Source organism: Streptomyces sp. NPDC091279 (genome assembly GCF_044757465.1).
Lineage (GTDB): Bacteria > Actinomycetota > Actinomycetes > Streptomycetales > Streptomycetaceae > Streptomyces.
In genome coordinates this window covers 466,372-482,236 of sequence record NZ_JBIVVA010000004.1, presented here as the reverse complement: position 1 = coordinate 482,236, position 15,865 = coordinate 466,372, and the positions used below count along the sequence as shown (strand labels likewise).

The 15,865-nt window shown below is 72.4% G+C and carries 16 protein-coding genes; 8 read left to right on the top strand and 8 right to left on the bottom strand.

Annotated features, from left to right (window positions below; genetic code table 11):
- Positions 1-220: 220 nt before the first annotated feature.
- Positions 221-1,216 (bottom strand): ABC transporter substrate-binding protein, encoded by a 996-nt coding sequence (locus ACIQOU_RS12605; RefSeq protein WP_401536443.1) that lies wholly within the window; start codon positions 1,214-1,216, stop codon positions 221-223.
- Between the two features lie 379 nt (positions 1,217-1,595).
- Here ACIQOU_RS12605 and ACIQOU_RS12600 point away from each other — a divergent pair, with 379 nt between their 5' ends.
- The gene (locus ACIQOU_RS12600) at positions 1,596-1,976 is read left to right on the top strand and encodes a hypothetical protein (protein WP_401536441.1); all 381 of its coding nucleotides are present in this window, start codon (positions 1,596-1,598) and stop codon (positions 1,974-1,976) included.
- A gap of 71 nt (positions 1,977-2,047) precedes the next feature.
- On the opposite strand, the gene ACIQOU_RS12595 is transcribed toward ACIQOU_RS12600, so the two are convergent.
- The 4 genes from ACIQOU_RS12595 to ACIQOU_RS12580 form a co-directional block, all read right to left on the bottom strand.
- Entirely contained in the window at positions 2,048-4,057 is a 2,010-nt protein-coding gene (locus tag ACIQOU_RS12595) for an NAD-binding lipoprotein (RefSeq protein WP_401536439.1), read from the bottom strand.
- A 704-nt stretch (positions 4,058-4,761) separates the two neighbouring features.
- On the bottom strand, positions 4,762-5,190 hold the full coding sequence (locus ACIQOU_RS12590; RefSeq protein WP_401536743.1) for a hypothetical protein: 429 nt from the start codon (positions 5,188-5,190) through the stop codon (positions 4,762-4,764).
- Positions 5,191-5,218: 28 nt separating this feature from the next.
- Positions 5,219-6,058 (bottom strand): DUF1206 domain-containing protein, encoded by an 840-nt coding sequence (locus ACIQOU_RS12585; protein ID WP_401536437.1) that lies wholly within the window; start codon positions 6,056-6,058, stop codon positions 5,219-5,221.
- 70 nt (positions 6,059-6,128) lie between these two features.
- Positions 6,129-6,383 (bottom strand): DUF5133 domain-containing protein, encoded by a 255-nt coding sequence (locus ACIQOU_RS12580; RefSeq protein ID WP_401536434.1) that lies wholly within the window; start codon positions 6,381-6,383, stop codon positions 6,129-6,131.
- 631 nt (positions 6,384-7,014) lie between these two features.
- Here ACIQOU_RS12580 and ACIQOU_RS12575 point away from each other — a divergent pair.
- A complete protein-coding gene (locus tag ACIQOU_RS12575) occupies positions 7,015-7,941 on the top strand; it encodes an expansin EXLX1 family cellulose-binding protein (RefSeq protein WP_401536431.1) in 927 nt (308 codons plus the stop codon).
- 31 nt (positions 7,942-7,972) lie between these two features.
- Here the strand turns inward: ACIQOU_RS12575 and ACIQOU_RS12570 are convergent, their stop codons facing one another.
- The 3 genes from ACIQOU_RS12570 to ACIQOU_RS12560 all read right to left on the bottom strand — a co-directional run bounded on the left by ACIQOU_RS12570 (position 7,973) and on the right by ACIQOU_RS12560 (position 10,511).
- A complete protein-coding gene (locus ACIQOU_RS12570; protein WP_401536428.1) occupies positions 7,973-8,626 on the bottom strand; it encodes a TetR family transcriptional regulator in 654 nt (217 codons plus the stop codon).
- A gap of 156 nt (positions 8,627-8,782) precedes the next feature.
- Entirely contained in the window at positions 8,783-9,847 is a 1,065-nt protein-coding gene (locus ACIQOU_RS12565) for a threonine aldolase family protein (protein ID WP_401536426.1), read from the bottom strand.
- Positions 9,840-10,511, bottom strand: coding sequence for a TetR/AcrR family transcriptional regulator (locus ACIQOU_RS12560; RefSeq protein ID WP_401536424.1), 672 nt, complete (start codon positions 10,509-10,511; stop codon positions 9,840-9,842). The genes ACIQOU_RS12565 and ACIQOU_RS12560 overlap by 8 nt, the downstream gene beginning before the upstream one ends.
- A 216-nt stretch (positions 10,512-10,727) precedes the next feature.
- On the opposite strand from ACIQOU_RS12560, the gene ACIQOU_RS12555 reads away from it, so the two are divergent.
- The 6 genes from ACIQOU_RS12555 to ACIQOU_RS12530 all read left to right on the top strand — a co-directional run bounded on the left by ACIQOU_RS12555 (position 10,728) and on the right by ACIQOU_RS12530 (position 15,856).
- Positions 10,728-11,948 (top strand): cytochrome P450, encoded by a 1,221-nt coding sequence (locus ACIQOU_RS12555; RefSeq protein WP_401536422.1) that lies wholly within the window; start codon positions 10,728-10,730, stop codon positions 11,946-11,948.
- Positions 11,945-12,142 carry a ferredoxin gene (locus ACIQOU_RS12550; RefSeq protein ID WP_401536741.1) on the top strand — a complete coding sequence of 66 codons (198 nt, stop codon included), beginning with the start codon at positions 11,945-11,947 and terminating at the stop codon, positions 12,140-12,142. The genes ACIQOU_RS12555 and ACIQOU_RS12550 overlap by 4 nt, the downstream gene beginning before the upstream one ends.
- 139 nt (positions 12,143-12,281) lie before the next feature.
- The gene (locus ACIQOU_RS12545; RefSeq protein WP_401536420.1) at positions 12,282-13,406 is read left to right on the top strand and encodes a PP2C family protein-serine/threonine phosphatase; all 1,125 of its coding nucleotides are present in this window, start codon (positions 12,282-12,284) and stop codon (positions 13,404-13,406) included.
- Between the two features lie 113 nt (positions 13,407-13,519).
- Positions 13,520-14,032 (top strand): GNAT family N-acetyltransferase, encoded by a 513-nt coding sequence (locus ACIQOU_RS12540; protein WP_401536739.1) that lies wholly within the window; start codon positions 13,520-13,522, stop codon positions 14,030-14,032.
- A gap of 109 nt (positions 14,033-14,141) precedes the next feature.
- Complete coding sequence (locus ACIQOU_RS12535) at positions 14,142-15,206, top strand: LLM class flavin-dependent oxidoreductase (protein ID WP_401536418.1); 1,065 nt, start codon at positions 14,142-14,144, stop codon at positions 15,204-15,206.
- Positions 15,203-15,856 (top strand): cysteine hydrolase family protein, encoded by a 654-nt coding sequence (locus ACIQOU_RS12530; RefSeq protein ID WP_401536415.1) that lies wholly within the window; start codon positions 15,203-15,205, stop codon positions 15,854-15,856. Before ACIQOU_RS12535 ends, ACIQOU_RS12530 begins: the two co-directional genes overlap by 4 nt.
- The last annotated feature ends 9 nt before the right edge of the window (positions 15,857-15,865 follow it).

Below are 15,865 nucleotides of genomic sequence, written 5' to 3'. Positions count from 1 at the left end.
ACGTCCGGGCACGGCTCCGCGTGCGGTTATCGGCCTCGTTTTACGTCCGCGTGCCCCTACGGGCCCCTCCCACCAGGCGGGGCGTACGGGAATCGGCCACGGGCAAAGACTTGCCCGCCTCGGGGCCGTTCGGGTTACCCCGGGGACTCTGGGGGGGCGCGGGACGTGAGGGGGGACCACAGCCCGCCTCCGACTGTGGCCCTCCCTCGCGTCAGGTCCTTCAGGAGCCGGCGGGCAGCGCCTTCTCGACGTCGGCGATCACGCCCATGGCGTCCGAGTAGGAGCCCGGCAGGAAATCGGAGGTCCCGACCAGGTGCTTGTCCTTGGCGGCGGGGAGTTCCTTGAACGCCTTCAGGTCGAACAGCTTCTGGATGTTGTTGGCGGGAGAGCCGTCGTTGTTCGTGTAGTAGATGATGTAGTCGGCGTCCTTGAGCAGGTCCGCGCGCTCGTAGGAGACGGACTTGTTGTTCCCGGCGGCCACCGACGTGGTGGCCTTCGCGAACTTCACGCCCAGCTTGCCGAGGATGTCCCCGACGGGTGAAGCGGTGCTGTAGATCCAGTAGTTGCCGTTGTCGAACCCGCCCTGGATCACATCCCAGCGGGCGTCCGCGAGCTTCGCCCGGTAGGCCCCGGAGACCTCCGCGATCCGGCTCTCGTACGTCTTCTTCAGCGCGGCGAGTTGGGCCTCACGGTTGACGAAACGGGCGGTGGCGTCCGGGAATCGGGTCCAGGTGGAGGTCTCGCTGTACGACGCGAACGCGGTGGGCGCGATCGCCGCCAGGTTCTTGTACGCCTTGGAGAGGTACGGCACGTCGACGCCGACGATCAGGTCCGGCTTGAGGGACGCGATCTTCTCGTAGTCGATGTCCGCGCCCGACGTCACCTTGGCGGTGGCCTTCCAGCGCTTGAGGTAGCGCGGCGGCACATAGGTGGCGCCGCTGTCCTCGACGCCGACGGGCTTCAGGCCGAGGTCGAAGAGCGACTCCGTCGACCAGGCGTGCACCGAGACGATCCGCAGCGGACGCGTGGGCACGGTCACCTTGCCGTGCGCGGTGGCGACCGTGCGCGTCCCGGGCGTCGCCTTGGTGCCGTCGCCCGAGGAACCGCCTCCGCAGGCGGCGAGCAGCGTCGTCGCCAGCACGGCGGCGAGGGTGGTCAGCAGGCGGCGGGGCACGGACGGGGACGCGTCGCGGGCCGGCGGGGTCACGGAAGTCACGGCATTCCAATACTTAGGTTAGCTTTACCTAAGAACGTTATGAATCCGGCCAGGGTCGGCACAAGCCGGTGGGACGCCATGCCATGTCGTCGATCCGCCAGCTTCGCGCGAGCGCGCCGCACGGGCCCGTTGGCGCTTCCGCGCACCCCCTGTCCTCCCCGTCAGGGTGCCCTTATCCTGACAAGTCATAGAAATTCAGGCGGGTTTGACGGGGGGGGATCGTCATGTCCTGGCAGGACGACGCGCACCACGATGTCGCCATTCCGCCAAGGCCGACGGCACCGCCACCGGCTCCGGCCGACCCGGTGCGGGCGGTCGCGGTGGCGCTGCTGAACCTCTCCGAGCTCGGCCTCGGCCATGCCCTGGTGCGCCGCTGGGGGTGGCTGGCCGCGTGCTGGAACGCGCCGACGACCTGGTCACGTCGTCCGCCTCACAGCCGTTCGACTCGGTGGCGGGTGACTATCGGGAGGCGCTGGCCGCCTGTCGCGGGCTCGCCGACGACGCCGACCGGGCCGACGCGAGCGCCCGCGACGGGGCGTACCTCTGCGGGGTCGCCCAGTACCGGGCCGGGAAGTACATCACCGTCCTCTGCACGGGACCGGTCGCCGAAGGCTTCCCCCTGAAGGCGTGCGGGAGTTGCACCTCCTACTCCCTGACCAGCACCCTGCGCCCAGGCTTCAAGCCGTGCGACGACAGCGGCAAGCTGTCCCCGGGGTACGTCTACACGGAGTGCGCGTACACGAGCGGCTACGGGTACTGAGCCGGGGAACTGCCTGTGCTGCGGGGCCAGTTGGCTGGGGAGATGGGCCAGAGGGATGGAGGCTTCGGAGGTCATCCGAGAGGGACGCCGGTGGGGGAACCGCCTTCCTCATGGTGTCGTTCTTCGTGGTCCTGGCGCATGCCCGGCAGCGCGTGCTGGGGCGGGGGGTCGGTGGCCGCGGTGAGAACGAGGATCTCGTCGTCGGCGCTCCATGGGCGGCGTTCGCTCTTGCGGGGGCTGAGCCGGATGCCGCCGTCGCGGGGTGCGGTGTTCGGGGCGTGGGTCCGGTAGCCGATCGCGCACTCGCCGCGCCCCGAGGCCGCCGCGACGACGGTAGCGAACGACGTCTCCTGGCCGGGTCGGACGTAGTCGCCGGCCGGGTGCAGGGCGAGTGCGCCGCCCCGGGTGGCGAAGATCTCCTCGAACACCCCGGCCAGCAGCGGGTTGTGGGAGATCTGCGTCATGAGGAGAGCGGTGAGTTCGCCCCGCACCACGGCGTCGGCGGCCGGGCCCAGCGGGGCCAGGGCCCGGCTGCGCGGGTCGCTCAGCTCGGCCACCACCGGCAGTGCGCGGCCCGTCTCCTTCTCCAGGGAGCGCAGCATGAGCAGGGTCAACAGGGTGCGGTCGTCGGGTCGTTCGGGTCCGGTGCCCACGTCGGGTCCGAGGACGAGGACACTGTCGTAGCCGAACAGGTCGAGGGCGCGCAGCACTTCGGGGCGGGTCGGGTCGCCCGGGTGGAAGACGACGTCGAGTGGTCCGGGCGGCGGGGTGTCGGAGGGGCTGGGCCGGGTGGGTTGCGTCGGGGCGGGGGCGGGCTCGGGGCCGGTGAGGACGTCGAGGGCCGATCCGGGGCGGGCGGTGCCGCGCAGAATGTCGACGATCAGCGGTGCGCGTCGGTTCCAGCCGAGCAGCAGGATGCGGGCGGGGCCTTCGGGGCGCGGGGCGGGCGCGACGACGGCCTCGGCGTCGACGTGGGCGCGGAGGTCGACGGGCACGGTCGGGGTGTCGTCGTGGGCCACGACGATCAGCCGGTCCGTGGGCGCGAGCACCGTCCCCGGCGCCGGGGTGAGGGTGGGACGGCCGTCGGACGACAGGACGCCGACGACGGCGTACTTCTCGAAGTGCAGGGCGGCGTCCCCGAAGGACAGCCCGGCCAGTTCCGGGGCGTCGCGGACATGGAACTCGGCTCCCGCGAAGTCGAGGAGGTCACGTAACGCGGCCGACAGTCCGGGGCGCCGGGCCGACTGGACCAGGAGGCGGGCGGTCGTCAACTCCGTTGCCAGCACCGTTCCTTGTGGTCCGGCGGCGAGGCGCGCGGCGGGCAGATAGCGCGTGTCGCGCACGGCGGCCACCACCGGCGGTCCTGGCCGCTCGCCGAGCAGGGTCCGCAGCGCGAGCAGGACGCGGACCACCTGGGGGTCGGCGTCGGCGTCCTCCACCGGCAGCACCAGCACCGAACCGGCCTCGTCCGGCGTGACGACCTCCAGGGCCCGGGGGTCCCACGGAGATCCGGTCCGGCAGACCAGCCCGGCTCCGGCCGGGACACCGAGGGTGGCCCTGAGCATCTCGTCCATCTCGGCGGGGTCGCGATGCGCGAGAACGGCGACGACGTCGCGTGCCCGGCCGGTGCGGGCGGCGAGGAGTTCACCGACCACCGTGAACACCTGGTCGGACCAGCCGAGCACGACCGCGTGGCCCCGCTCCAGCACCGTCGAACGGCCTCGGCGCAGCTCCGTCAGCCGGTCACCGAGCCCGGTGGTGATCACGCCGATCAAGGTCGACACGCACAGCAGGGCGATCACACCGAGCAGCGCGGACAGCAGCATCCGCAACGGCGCGCCCGTGACGCCGCTCAGCCGGAGGGTCTCCGCGCTGGTGCGCCAGACGATGACGAGCCGGCCGGTGAAGGAGTGCGGGGACGTCGGGTCCGTCCAGACCAGCAGGGCGCTGACGGGAATGACGATCCCCAGACAGCACACGGAGAGCCAGCCCATCAGCACGCCGGTGCTACGGGCCAGCGTGCGGTCGAACCGATACCGCGCTCGGTCCCGCAACGACGTCCGCCGCCTGCGCCCTGTCACATTCGCCCCCTGAGATCCCTCGGGTCCTGGCTGGTGGTCGGCGGTGCTGGGCCGGTGGGCAGCGCCGCTTGTGCCACGTCGGCTGTGGTGCGGTGCGTGCTGCTGTGCCCGGTGGTGCCCGCCGGTTTTTCCTGGTGTCGAAGGGTGCTGGTCCGACGCCCACGACACGCCGTACGACCGGGGAGTTCACCCTTTCGGGGAGTGCGGGTTTGGGGGCGGTGGGGCGTGAGGGCAGCGGGGGGTGGTGTGGGTCGGGCGCGGCATGCCTCGGGGCAGTGGAGGCGGGGGGCGCGGCGTGCGTCGGGGCGCTGGAGGCGCGGGGCGCCGCACGCGTCAGGGCGCTGGAGGCGCGGGGCGCCGCACGCGTCAGGGCGCTGGAGGCGCAGGGCGCGGCAAGGTCGAGGGGGGCGATCGACGGCGCCTCTCCGATCATCAGACCGGCGTTGTGGATATCCGGCTCCCTGCCCTCAGCCAGGTGCGGATACTGGCTGAGAGCACACGGGCAGCCCAACTGGCCCTGCCGCTCCGGCCGAGCCCCTCAAGGCCGTCGGCAGACCTGGCAGGTCCGGGTGGAGAGACAACTTGGAAGGCAGGGCAAGCCTTGGAAGGCAGAGCAAGTTCAGGACAGGCACAGAATGCCCCCCAGCGGGCCAGCTCCGGACCCGCTGTCTCCCTATTCGACGGCCCCCGCTCCAACCCCCGTCTCAAAGGTCCGTGGGTAGGTCGCTCACCTCGGCGATTCCCCTGAGCACCTCGTCCTGGCGGCGGCGTTCGCGCAGGTAGGTGGCGATTTCGTTGAGGCGTTCCGGGTCGGTGGCGGTGTCCGCGTCGGTGACCAGCCTGAGCGGGGCCTCGTCGCCGACGCTGATCTCGACGACCTCGTTGTCGATCCGCCCGGTGACGGCCGCGGCGATGACGAGGACGGCCTCGTCGCGAATGGCCGGGGGCAGGCTCTCGGGCCGGTCGTCGATGGCGAACTCCATCTCCGGCAGGCGATGCTCCTCGATGGCCCGCAGTGCGGGCTCGACCGCTTCGATGAGCAGTCGGTAGTCCTTCGAGTCCATCCGCGCGCGCAGCAGATCGAGGTAGATGTCGACGGGGCTGTTCTCCGATGGCAGCTCGGGCTCGTTCATCATGTTCGCCTTCCCGATTCGTCGGCGCTCAGACCTTCCGCCACCGTGCCAGAGCGAAGGAGAACAGGCCGAACAGAACCAGTCCGACCGCCACGCAGACCAGCAGCCACGGCCCCAGCGGGGTATGGGCGAAGGTGCGCAGCGTGTCGTCGAGGCCCTTAGCCCGATCGGGTTGATAGTCGACGGCGGCCCGTACGGCGAAGACTCCGGCGGTGGCGAAGACCAGGCCGCGGGTGGCGCCGCCGCCGACGCCGGTCACGTCGACCAGCTGTCGTGCCCTGCGGGACATCGAACCGAGCTTGAGCTTGTCGTGGTACGTGCGGCGCACGGCCCGGACGGCGATCCAGCCGCCCGCCGCGACGATGCCGGCGCCGGCCAGGCCCACGATCCACTGTCCGCCGGGCAGCTCAAGCGCCCTGGCGGTGACGTCACGGGACTGCCGGTCGCTCGATCCGCTCCCGCTGTCGCTCGGGGAGGCGGCGAACACGAGCACCGAGTAGGCGACGAACCCGTAGAACACGCAGCGGGCCGCCGACATCAGCCGCTTGCGGGCCTTGCGCCCCTCCGGTCCCGCCGCGCCGAAGACGACCTCGGACAGCCGCCACACCGCCATGCCGACGAGCCCGGCGCCGAGCGCCCAGAGCAGGACGGCGCCGAACCGCTGCTGGGCCAGCTCCTCCAGGGCACCGCCCCGGTCGGCCTGCCGGTCGCCGTCGCCGAAGGCGACCCGGATCGCGAGGATGCCGACGATGAGGTAGATCACCCCGCGTGCGGTGAGCCCCGCGCGTGCGGCGCCCTCGGTCACGGAGCCGCGGGCGGCGCGCTCGGCGTGCGTGCGGCCCGTGCGGGCCAGGGTGATCGGGTTCATGGGGCCTCCTGCGGTGCGGATGCCCCCGGCGCGGCTGCGCACACGCCGGGGTCGGGCGGCCGTCTCCGGGTCAGGCGGCGGCGGGGGCCGTGCGGGGACGCGGCAGGTCGGCCACCGGGGTCGTCCGCACGGCGAGCAGTCGGCGCGCGGCCTGCCGGGCCAACGTCACGTCACGGGTATTGGTCAGCACGCAGAGTGTGTAGGCGATGTCCTGCACACGGCGCCCGGGTACGGAACCGGGGGCCGGGTTCGTCGTCTCCGCGGCGCGGGCGGCCTCGTACGCGTCGAGGGCATTCCGCAGGACGGCGGGGTGAGGGATCAGCATCTGGCACGCTCCTCTGGTTCGCCTGGCAACAGGTGATGGCTCCGTGGCCCGTCGGGGGGGGCGGGGCTCCGGGCTCTGCGCTGAGCGTGGAAAAGGGCGCCCGGACCCCTCGGCCGCAACACCTTTGTCGGCCTCCGCTTCGGGTCCGAAGCGCGAACTTCCGGGTGCCCGGCAAGAACCCCGCCAAACCTGCGAGTTCGGCCGGGTCCCCTTCAGCGCCTTCCACCGCCTCCTACCCTCGCCGGGGATGGAGCGCTTCCCACGCCCTGCGATGGAGCCCTTGCCGCGCCCTCCGTCGAGCCCCTCACCTGCGGGTGGGCGGGCAGGTGTCCGCTGCCGACCGGTACCCCGACCGGCCGGGCCGCCCACGCCCCCGGGACAGCAACTCACCCCACAATCAACGGTCTTGGCTCAACGTTCACCACCCCGCCACCAGGAAGACAGTCGGCCCTCATCGCTCGCCCCCTCCCTGGCCGCACCCTCGATCCGGCCGTCAGGGGCGACATCCGGACAACGGCCCCGGCAGATCAACTCCTCCTTGAACGTGCCTACTTGGGTCTGGCACGATCACACGTCCCGGCACCGCGCCTGCGTGTGGCGGAAGTGGGCGGCAGTAAGGCGGTCGGGTCAGGTGCACAGGCGATTAGTGTTGGTGTCGGCGGCCTCGGCCCTCGTCGTTCTCTCTCTGGTGCTGGTCCTCCTGCAAGGGCGCAGCGCGGACGCCGAGGAGACCAGGTCCACGTCGGTGACAGGCGCCCAGGCGGCCCAGCCGCCCGCCTCGGACGCGCCGTCCGCCTCGCCCAGCCCGGCCCCGTCGGCGTCACCGACGCCGACGCCGGCACCGGCCGCCGACGCGCCCCGGCAGTCGCCGTCGCCCTCGGCGCCCTCCGAGCCCGCGCCGCAGCGCAAGGCGAAGGCGGACCACGTGGCCGCCGCCGACGCGCCGTTGGCCGGGCGTATCAAGCCGGACGTGACGTACAGCGGTGTCGCCACCTTCTACGGGACCGACGGCAGTGGCGCGTGTCTGTACGACGCGGGGTCCGATGTCATGACGGCCGCGATGAACACCGCCGACTACGAGACGGCCAAGGCCTGCGGCGCCTACGTCCGCGTCCAGTCCGGCGGCAAGTCCATCACCGTCCGGATCACCAACGAGTGCCCCGGTGACTGCGCGGTCGGTCAACTCGACCTCAGCGCCGAGGCCTTCGCCCAGCTCGCCGAGCCCTCGAAGGGCCGTATCCCGATCACGTGGAACCTGGTGAGCCCGAGCGACCTCGGCACGCTCTCGGTGCGCTACAAGTCCGGTTCGTCGCAGTACTGGTGCGGTATCCAGGCCATCGGGCACCGTAATCCGCTGGCCCGCCTGGAGGTGCAAGTGGGCGGCGGCTGGAAGCAGTTGACGCGGACGACCTACAACTACTTCCTCTCCGAGGACGGCAGCGGCTGCGGCGGCCCGATCCGGCTCACCGACATCTACGGTGAACAGCTCACCGTCGAGGGGCTCACGATCCGCCCCGACGTGACGCAGTCGACCCGGGTCCAGTTCGCGCGGCGCTGACGCCGAGGGAGCTCGCGCCGGTCACGGAGGGTCAGCCGTCCTCGGTGACCGGCGCCAGCCACAGCGCCGCGATCACGTCGATCAGGCCGTTCGCGGCGTCGTGCCAGCTCGCCCGGGACGTGGGGGCGTGGTCGGCGAGGGCCCGCTCGCGTTCGGCGGTCATCTGCGTGATGAGGTGGCGGGTCATCGAGGCGCGGTCGGCGTGCACGCTGGCCGGCAGGTCGGGCAGGCACCGGTTCATGCTGTCCGCCAGCTCCCGTATCGAGGGCGACGCGCCCACGAACGTCTCGTTGATGTCCGCGCGCAACGCCGGGTCCGTCATCGTCTGGGCCATGAAACGGGCGTACCAGCTGGGCGCCCCGAGATTCTCCAGGTGCTCGGTGACGGGCCGGACCGCGCAGGCCACCCAGTCCCGCAGCCCGGCGGAGTCGTCCAGCTCCGCCAGCATGCGCCGCCGGATCTCCTCTATCGCCGCGGCGTGCCGCCGGGCCACCGCGAGCACCAGATCCGTCTTGGTGCCGAAGTGGTAGCTGACGGCGGCGTTGTTGCCCTGCCCGGCGGCCAGGCTGATCTGCCGGTTGGCGACGGAGTGCACCCCGTGCTCGGCGAACAGGCGCTCGGCCGCGTCGAGGAGCGCCTCACGCGTCGCGCTGACCTGCTCGTCGCGTCTCGTTCTTCCGTTCATCACCAGCGCCGTCCCGGGACGTCGTTCCGCTGGAGGGCGGCCCGTCCCCCAGGCCGCCGCGGTTCCTCGGCCGGATCGGCGAGTTCGGACGTCGAAAGCCTACGCACTCCACGGGCCCGAGTGATCACGCTCAGCGTCCCCGCCCGTGGCTCGCGGTCACGCTCCGCCGGTCGAGGCGGCGTCCGTGGCGGCGCGCAGGAGGTCGTCGACGTCGTCGCGGGTCGTCGCGAACGAGGTGACGAGGCGGACGACGCCCGGCTCCCAGCGGTCGTGGTAGAAGACGAAGCCGTCGGCGAGGAGCTTCTCCGTCACCTGCTGGGGCAGCCGGCAGAAGACGATGTTGGCGGCGGTCTCGCCGAGCAGCTCGATGCCGGGGATCTCGGCCAGGCCGTCCTGGAGACGGGCGGCCATGGCGTTGGCCCGCTCCGCGTTGCGCAGCCACAGCCCGTCGGTGAGATAGGCGTCCAACTGGGCCGCGTGGAAACGGGACTTGGCGGTGATCTGGCCGCCCCGCTTGGTGCGGAAGGAGAGTTCGGGGGTGAGGGAGCGGTCGAACACGACGATCGCGTCGGCGGTCATCGTGCCGTTCTTGGTGGCCCCGAACGACAGCAGGTCGACCCCGGCCCGCCAGGTGAGGTCGGCGGGGCTGGCGTCGAGGGCGCTGACGGCTCCGGCGAACCGGGCGCCGTCCATGTGCAGGCGCAGCCCGCCCTCCCGGGTGATGTCGCTGAGGGCGCCGAGTTCGTCGGGGGTGAGGACCGCGCCGGTCTCGGTGGCCTGGGTGACGCTCACCACGGACGGGACGACGCTGTGCACGTCGCCGGACCTGTGCCGGACGGCCGCGCGCAGCTGGGCCGGGTCGATCTTGGCGTCGGCCCCGCCGAGCGGGACCAGTTTGGCGCCCGCCGTGAAGAACTCGGGCGCTCCGCACTCGTCGTTGTTGATGTGGCTGTCGCGGTGGCACAGCACGCTGCCCCACGGCGGGGTGAGGGTCGCCAGGCTCAGTCCGTTGGCGGCGGTTCCGCTGGAGACGATCAGGACATCGACCTCGCGTTCGAAGATCTCGCCGAGGCGGGTGCGGACACGGGCGGTGAGGTCGTCGGTGCCGTAGGGCAGGGCGGCGCCGGTGGCGGCGCGGGCCACGGCCTCGGCTATCTCCGGGGAGGCGCCGGCGGTGTTGTCGCTGCTGAAGACGCGGGGCAGGGGGCTGCTGTCAGTCATGGGAGGGGTTCCTCGGGGTGCTGGACGCGGCCGGGTGCGCCGCGTCGATGAGCCGGCGCAGGGCGCCGCGGTAGACGTCGTGGTCGTGCATCGCGGCCACGATCACGTTCAGGTGGCCGGTCATGACGGGGAAGTCGGCGGGGTCGAGGGCGGCGATCGCGAGCCGGCTGGCCGCCCGCGAGCCCTGTGGGTCGCGGTGGTCGACGAAGCCCGCGCTGCCGAGGGTGAGCAGATACATCCCGCGGTACGCGGCGATCGCCTCCTCGGGGGTCATGCCGACGGCGATGTTGTCGGCGAGCTGGGGTTCGGCGAGGTGCGCGAGCAGGTTCGGGCCGAGCCAGGGGCGGGTGCCGCGCAGGGCGAGCAGTCCGGGGTGGGCCGTGAGCACGCCGTACAGGGCGGTGAACCGGGTCTCGGTGGCGAGGGTCCAGTCGGTGCCGGGTGCCACGTCGGGCAGCCGGGTGGCGAGGTGGTCGGTGCACAGGTCCAGCAGTCCGGCGAGGTCGGTGCAGCGGCGCTGGAGCGAGGCGACGGCGATGTCCAGGCGGGCGGCCAGGGCGCGGAAGGTCAGCGCGTCGGGGCCGCCCTCGTCCACCAGGAGCAGGGCGGCCTCGGCGATGCGGTCCGGGGTGGCACGGTCCAGCGCTGCGGAATGTCGAGGCATACGAGTCATCGTACGGTACGCCGTACCGTACGAACACCCGCATTTTCCCGAGAACACCCGCACCTTCCCGAGCCCCCTCCCCCGCCCCCCGGAGTCGGCTTCTGGCCAGATCGTGTCGCGTTCGGCGGCGCCCTCTTGCCGGGCCGTGGATCGAGGCCTAGGTTAAATAAACCCGTTGACTTAAATGACGGCACGACCCCCCGCACGGAGAGTCCGATGAGCCAGAACGACCCCGTCCTCCGCCTGCCGCTGCCCGCCGACGGAGCCCTGGACCCGCCGACGGAGTGGGAGCTGCTGCGCAAGCAGTGCCCGGTGGCCACCGTCGAACTGCCCAGTGGCGACACCGGTGCCCTGCTGACCCGCTACGCCGACGTCAAGAAGCTGCTGTCGGACACCCGCTTCTCCCGCCCCCTGCCCGGCGACGCCAGCGCCCGGGTGGCGCCCGCGAGCGGCGGCGGGATCGCGACCAGCAACGACAGCAGCCTCTCCATCGCGGCCAAGGGCGAGGAGCACCAGCGGTGGCGACGGATGGTGGGCCGTTATTTCACCGCCAAACGCATGACCGCTCTGCGCCCCGGCATGACCCGGACCGCCGAGACGCTGGTCGACGCGATGGTGGCGAGCGGGCGGCCCGCCGACCTCAAACCGGCGCTCGGCTTCCCGCTCCCCGTCGCGGTGATCTGCGAGCTGCTGGGCGCGCCGGTCGAGGAGAGCAAGCGCTTCTCCTACTGGTCGGACGCGTTCCTGAACCTCGACCGGTACACCAAGGAGCAGTCGGCGCAGGCCCATGTCGACTTCACCGCCTACATGACCGAGCTGATCGCCGAGAAGCGGACCGCGCCGGGCGACGACCTGATCAGCACGCTGATCGAGGAGAGCCGCGCGGAGGGCGAGGGCCTGACCGACGAGGAGCTGTGCGACACGGCCATCGCGCTGCTGGTCGCCGGGCACGAGACGACGGCGAACATGATCGGCAAGATGATCGCCATGCTCCTGTCGGACCGCACCCGTTGGGAACGGCTCCTCGCCGACCGCTCGCTGATCCGCACCGCCGTGGACGAGTCGCTGCGGGCGGACGCCAACCTCGGCGCGTACGGCCTGCGCCGCTATCTCACCGAGGATCTGGACCTGGACGGCACGACCGTGCCGAGCGGCACCACCGTCTTCTGCGGGCTCGGCGCCGCCAACCGTGACGAGGAGGCCTTCACCGGCGCCGACGGCATGGACCTCGGCCGCAGTCCCAACCCGCACCTGGCGTTCGGCGCCGGGGCGCACTCCTGCCTGGGGCAGGCGCTGGCCCGCACCGAGTTGCAGGTCGTCCTCGAAGTCCTGCTGCGTAAGCTGCCGACCCTCGAACTGGCCGTGCCGGTGGAGGAGTTGAAGCGGCTGGAGGGGCTCATCGTCGGCGGGCTCCAGGAGGTGCCGGTGCGATGGTGAAGGTCACCGTGGACGAGGACAAGTGCTGCGGCGCCGGGAGTTGCGTGCTGGTGGCGCCGGACGTCTTCGATCAGCGCGACGAGGACGGCATCGTCGTTCTCCTCGACGAGAACCCGCCGCCGGACCAGCACGAGCTGGTGCGGGAGGCGGCGGCCGTCTGCCCGGCCCAGGCGATCGCCCTCGGCCAGAACTGACGCCCCCGCAGCACCCCGCAGTACCGGGCCGCACCGCTCCCTCCGCGTCGTCACACGCGGGAGGAGCGGTGCGGCCCTTTTGAGCCAGAAGTCGGGCCGCATACCGTATGAGGAGATCATCACCTGCACAGGAGCCACCATGCCCCGTCGTCGCCCGCCGACTTCCGACCCGGTCTTCGATGCCATCGAGCCACCCGGCAACGCCGAACTGGTGCTGGCCGTCGTCGCGGTGACCCTCGCCGTCGAGGTGCTGGGCGTGCTGTCCGGGTCCGAGGTGTGGCTGCTCGGGCTGCTGATCTTCCTTCCGGCGGCGGCGTCGGCGCTGTGCACGGTCCGGCAGACGACGTTCGTCACCGGCTGGACCACCCTCGTCGTCGCGGCGACCGTGCTGGCGCGGGCGGCCGACGACCGGGCGCACTGGCTCGACCGGTTCCTCCTGGTGCTGCTGACCGTCGCCCTGGGCGTGGCGTCCGTCTATGCCTGCGGGCGGCGCATCAGACGGGAGCACGAGATGCTGCGGCTGCGCTCCACGGCCGCCGCGATGCAGCGTCACATCCTGCATCCGCTGCCGATGGTCACCGCCGACGTGCTGGTCAACGGCGTCTACGAGCCGCTCCAGGAGGACCGTCTGGTCGGCGGGGACATCTACGACGTGGTCTCCTCGGCCTGGGGCACCCGGGTCCTGATCGGGGACGTGCAGGGCAAGGGGCTCGCGGCGGTCGGCGCCGCGTTCGCGGTGATCGGCGCGTTCCGCGAGGCGGCGCACCGCGAGCCGACGCTCACCGCGCTCGCCGACGCCCTGGACGCGGCCGTGGTCCGGCACAACGCGTACGCCGAACACACCGGCGACGACGAGCGGTTCGTCACCGCGCTGGTCCTCGGCATCGACCGGGGCGGCGAGGTGCAGGCCGTCAACTGCGGACACGTGCCGCCCCTGCTGGTGCACGAGGGCGCCGTCACCGTGCCGGAACTGGACTCCGGCGTTCCGCTGGGCCTCGCCGCGCTCGCCGTCGAGCCCATCACGGTCGGCTGGTTCGACTTCCCGGACGGGGCGACGCTGCTGCTGTCCACCGACGGTCTCACCGAGACCCGCGCGGCGGACGGCACGTTCTACCCGGTCGAGGAGCGGATCGCCGCCCACCTGGACCTCTCCCCCACCGGGCTGCCGCAGGCCCTGTACGACGACGCCCGCGCGTTCGCCGGGCACGGTGGCCGCCACGACGACGTCGCCGTCCTCACCGTCCGCCGCTCCCCCCGCCGGTGACCGAACCGCCCGCTCCGGTACGGGAGTCGACGGGCCCGGCACGCGCCACCGGCACCGGCCGCGTGGGCGATCCGGTGGCCACGCCCGCCCGGCCCATGGTGTACTCCGGCACCATGCGCACCTCCTGGACCACCCGTGCCGAGACCGACGCCGATGCCGCCGCCGTCCGTGCGATCCTCCTCGCGGCCTTCCCCACCCCCGAGGAGGCCGATCTCGTCGACGCCCTGCGGGCCGATCCCGGCGCCTGGATCGACGGGTTCTCGGTCGTCGCCGTGGACGGGAGCGACCGACCGGTCGGGCATGCCCTGCTGACCCGGTGTCACATCGGCGCCGTCGCGGCCCTGGCGCTCGCGCCGTGCGCGGTGCTGCCCGAGCGGCAGCGGACCGGGGCCGGTTCCGCGGCGATCCGGGCCGCGCTGCGGGCGGCGACGGACGCCGGGGAGCGCGGTGTCGTCGTGCTCGGGCACCCGGAGTACTACCCCCGGTTCGGGTTCACGCGGGCCTGTGAGCAGGGCATCCGGCTGAGCGTCGACGTCCCGGACGAGGCCCTGATGACGCTCACCCTCGGCGGTGAACGTCCGCTGCCCGGCGGCACGGTGCGGTACGCGGCGCCTTTCGGGATCTGATCGCCGCGCGGCACCCGGGGGCGGGAAGATGATTCGACGGCCGCTGTGTCAGGAACATGTACGGCACATGTCGTCGTCTCGCGCCACCCCAGCGAAAGGCCCGCACCCCATGCCCGCGAAAGAGTACGGAATCTTCCTCCCCATCGGGAACGGCGGCTGGATGCTGTCCACCACCGCGCCGCACCCGGAGGCGTCCTACGCGTGGAACCGGCGTGCCGCCCTGCACGCCGAGCGCATCGGCCTGGACTTCGTGATGTCGATGGCGAAGTGGCGCGGCTTCGGCGGCAGCACGGACCACTGGGGCCGGTCGCTGGAGTCGACGACGATGATGGCAGCCCTCGCCGAGGCGACCAGCCGCGTCAAGATCTGGACGACCCTGCACGCCAACGTCCACAATCCGGCCGTCGCCGCGAAGATGCTCACCACCCTCCAGGACATCTCCGGCGGCCGGGCCGGACTGAACATCGTGAACGGCTCGTACGCGGGCGAGTTCGCGCAGTTCGGGGAGTGGGACCCGGACCTCAGCCACGCGGAGCGGTACCGGTTGACGGAGCAGTGGACGGAGGCGGTCACCCGGCTGTGGGCCGAGGACTCCGTCACCCTGCGCACCCCGTACTTCGACCTCGTCGACTGCGAGTCCCGGCCGCGTCCCGCGATCCGGCCGACGCTGATCAACGCGGGCCGCTCCGAGGACGCCCGGCGTTTCCAGGCCGCGTACGCGGACGGCGCGTTCCTGGGCGCCGAGAGCCTGGAGGAGATGCGGGAGCTGTCGGCGGACGTGCACGCGCGGGCCCGGGCGGCGGGGCGGGTGTGCCGGACGTACTCGATGCTGACCGTCGTCCAGGACGAGACCGACGAGCTGGCCGCGAAGAAGGTGAAGGCGTGGAGCGCCGGGCTCGACCGGGAGGCGCTGGCGCAGATGCGGGCCAGCTGGGGCATGCCGGCCGAGCAGGCGCGGGCGTGGGCGGAGGGCGCGGACGGTGAGGCCGCCTTCCAGACGCCGTATGTGGCGGGGTCGGCGGGGACGGTCACCGATCACATCGAGTACATCGTGCGCGAGGCCGACCTGGACGGGCTGATGCTGATCTTCCCGGAGTACGACGAGGACATGCTGCTGTTCGGGGACACGGTGCTGCCCGCGTTGCGTGCCCGCGACGAGGCGGCCGCGCGGTGACGGGCCTGCGGGCGCGTCAACTCGCCCATCTCACCCGGCCCGAGGCCCGGCCCGCGCTGGTCGTGGTCGATGTGCAGCGCGACTTCGCCGCCCCCGAGCGGCTTGCGGCGTACGGTCTGAGCGACGCCGTCCTGGCCGCCCTCGACGCCGCCGTCACCCGCGTGGGACAGCTGGTCGAGGCCGCGCGGGCCGCCGAAGTACCGGTGGCGTGGGTGGAGTTGGGCAGTGATCCGGCACGGCCGTGGCGGGCGGGCAACTGGCTGCGCGGCGGCGACTACACCGGCCCCATGGCCCCGGACGAGCCCTGCCTGCACGGCACTTCGGGCGCCGACTGGTACCGGCTCACGCCCGCCGAGGGTGAGGTACGGGTCGCGAAGCGGGGGTACAGCGGGTTCTTCGGCACCGATCTCGACGCGCGGCTGCGGGCGGCCGGCTGCGACTGGCTGACCGTGGCCGGGGTGACCAGCGAGTGCTGTGTCCAGGCGACCGCGCAGGACGCCGTGCAGCTGGACTGGCCCGTGGTCGTCCCCCGGGACGCGACGGCCGCCTACGACCCCGCCGTGCACACCGCCGCCCTCGCCCACCTGGGCCTGAACGTCGCCCTGTTGAGCGACGTCGACGAGGTGGTCCGGCTCTGGGCACGGGACTGAGCCTCCCGC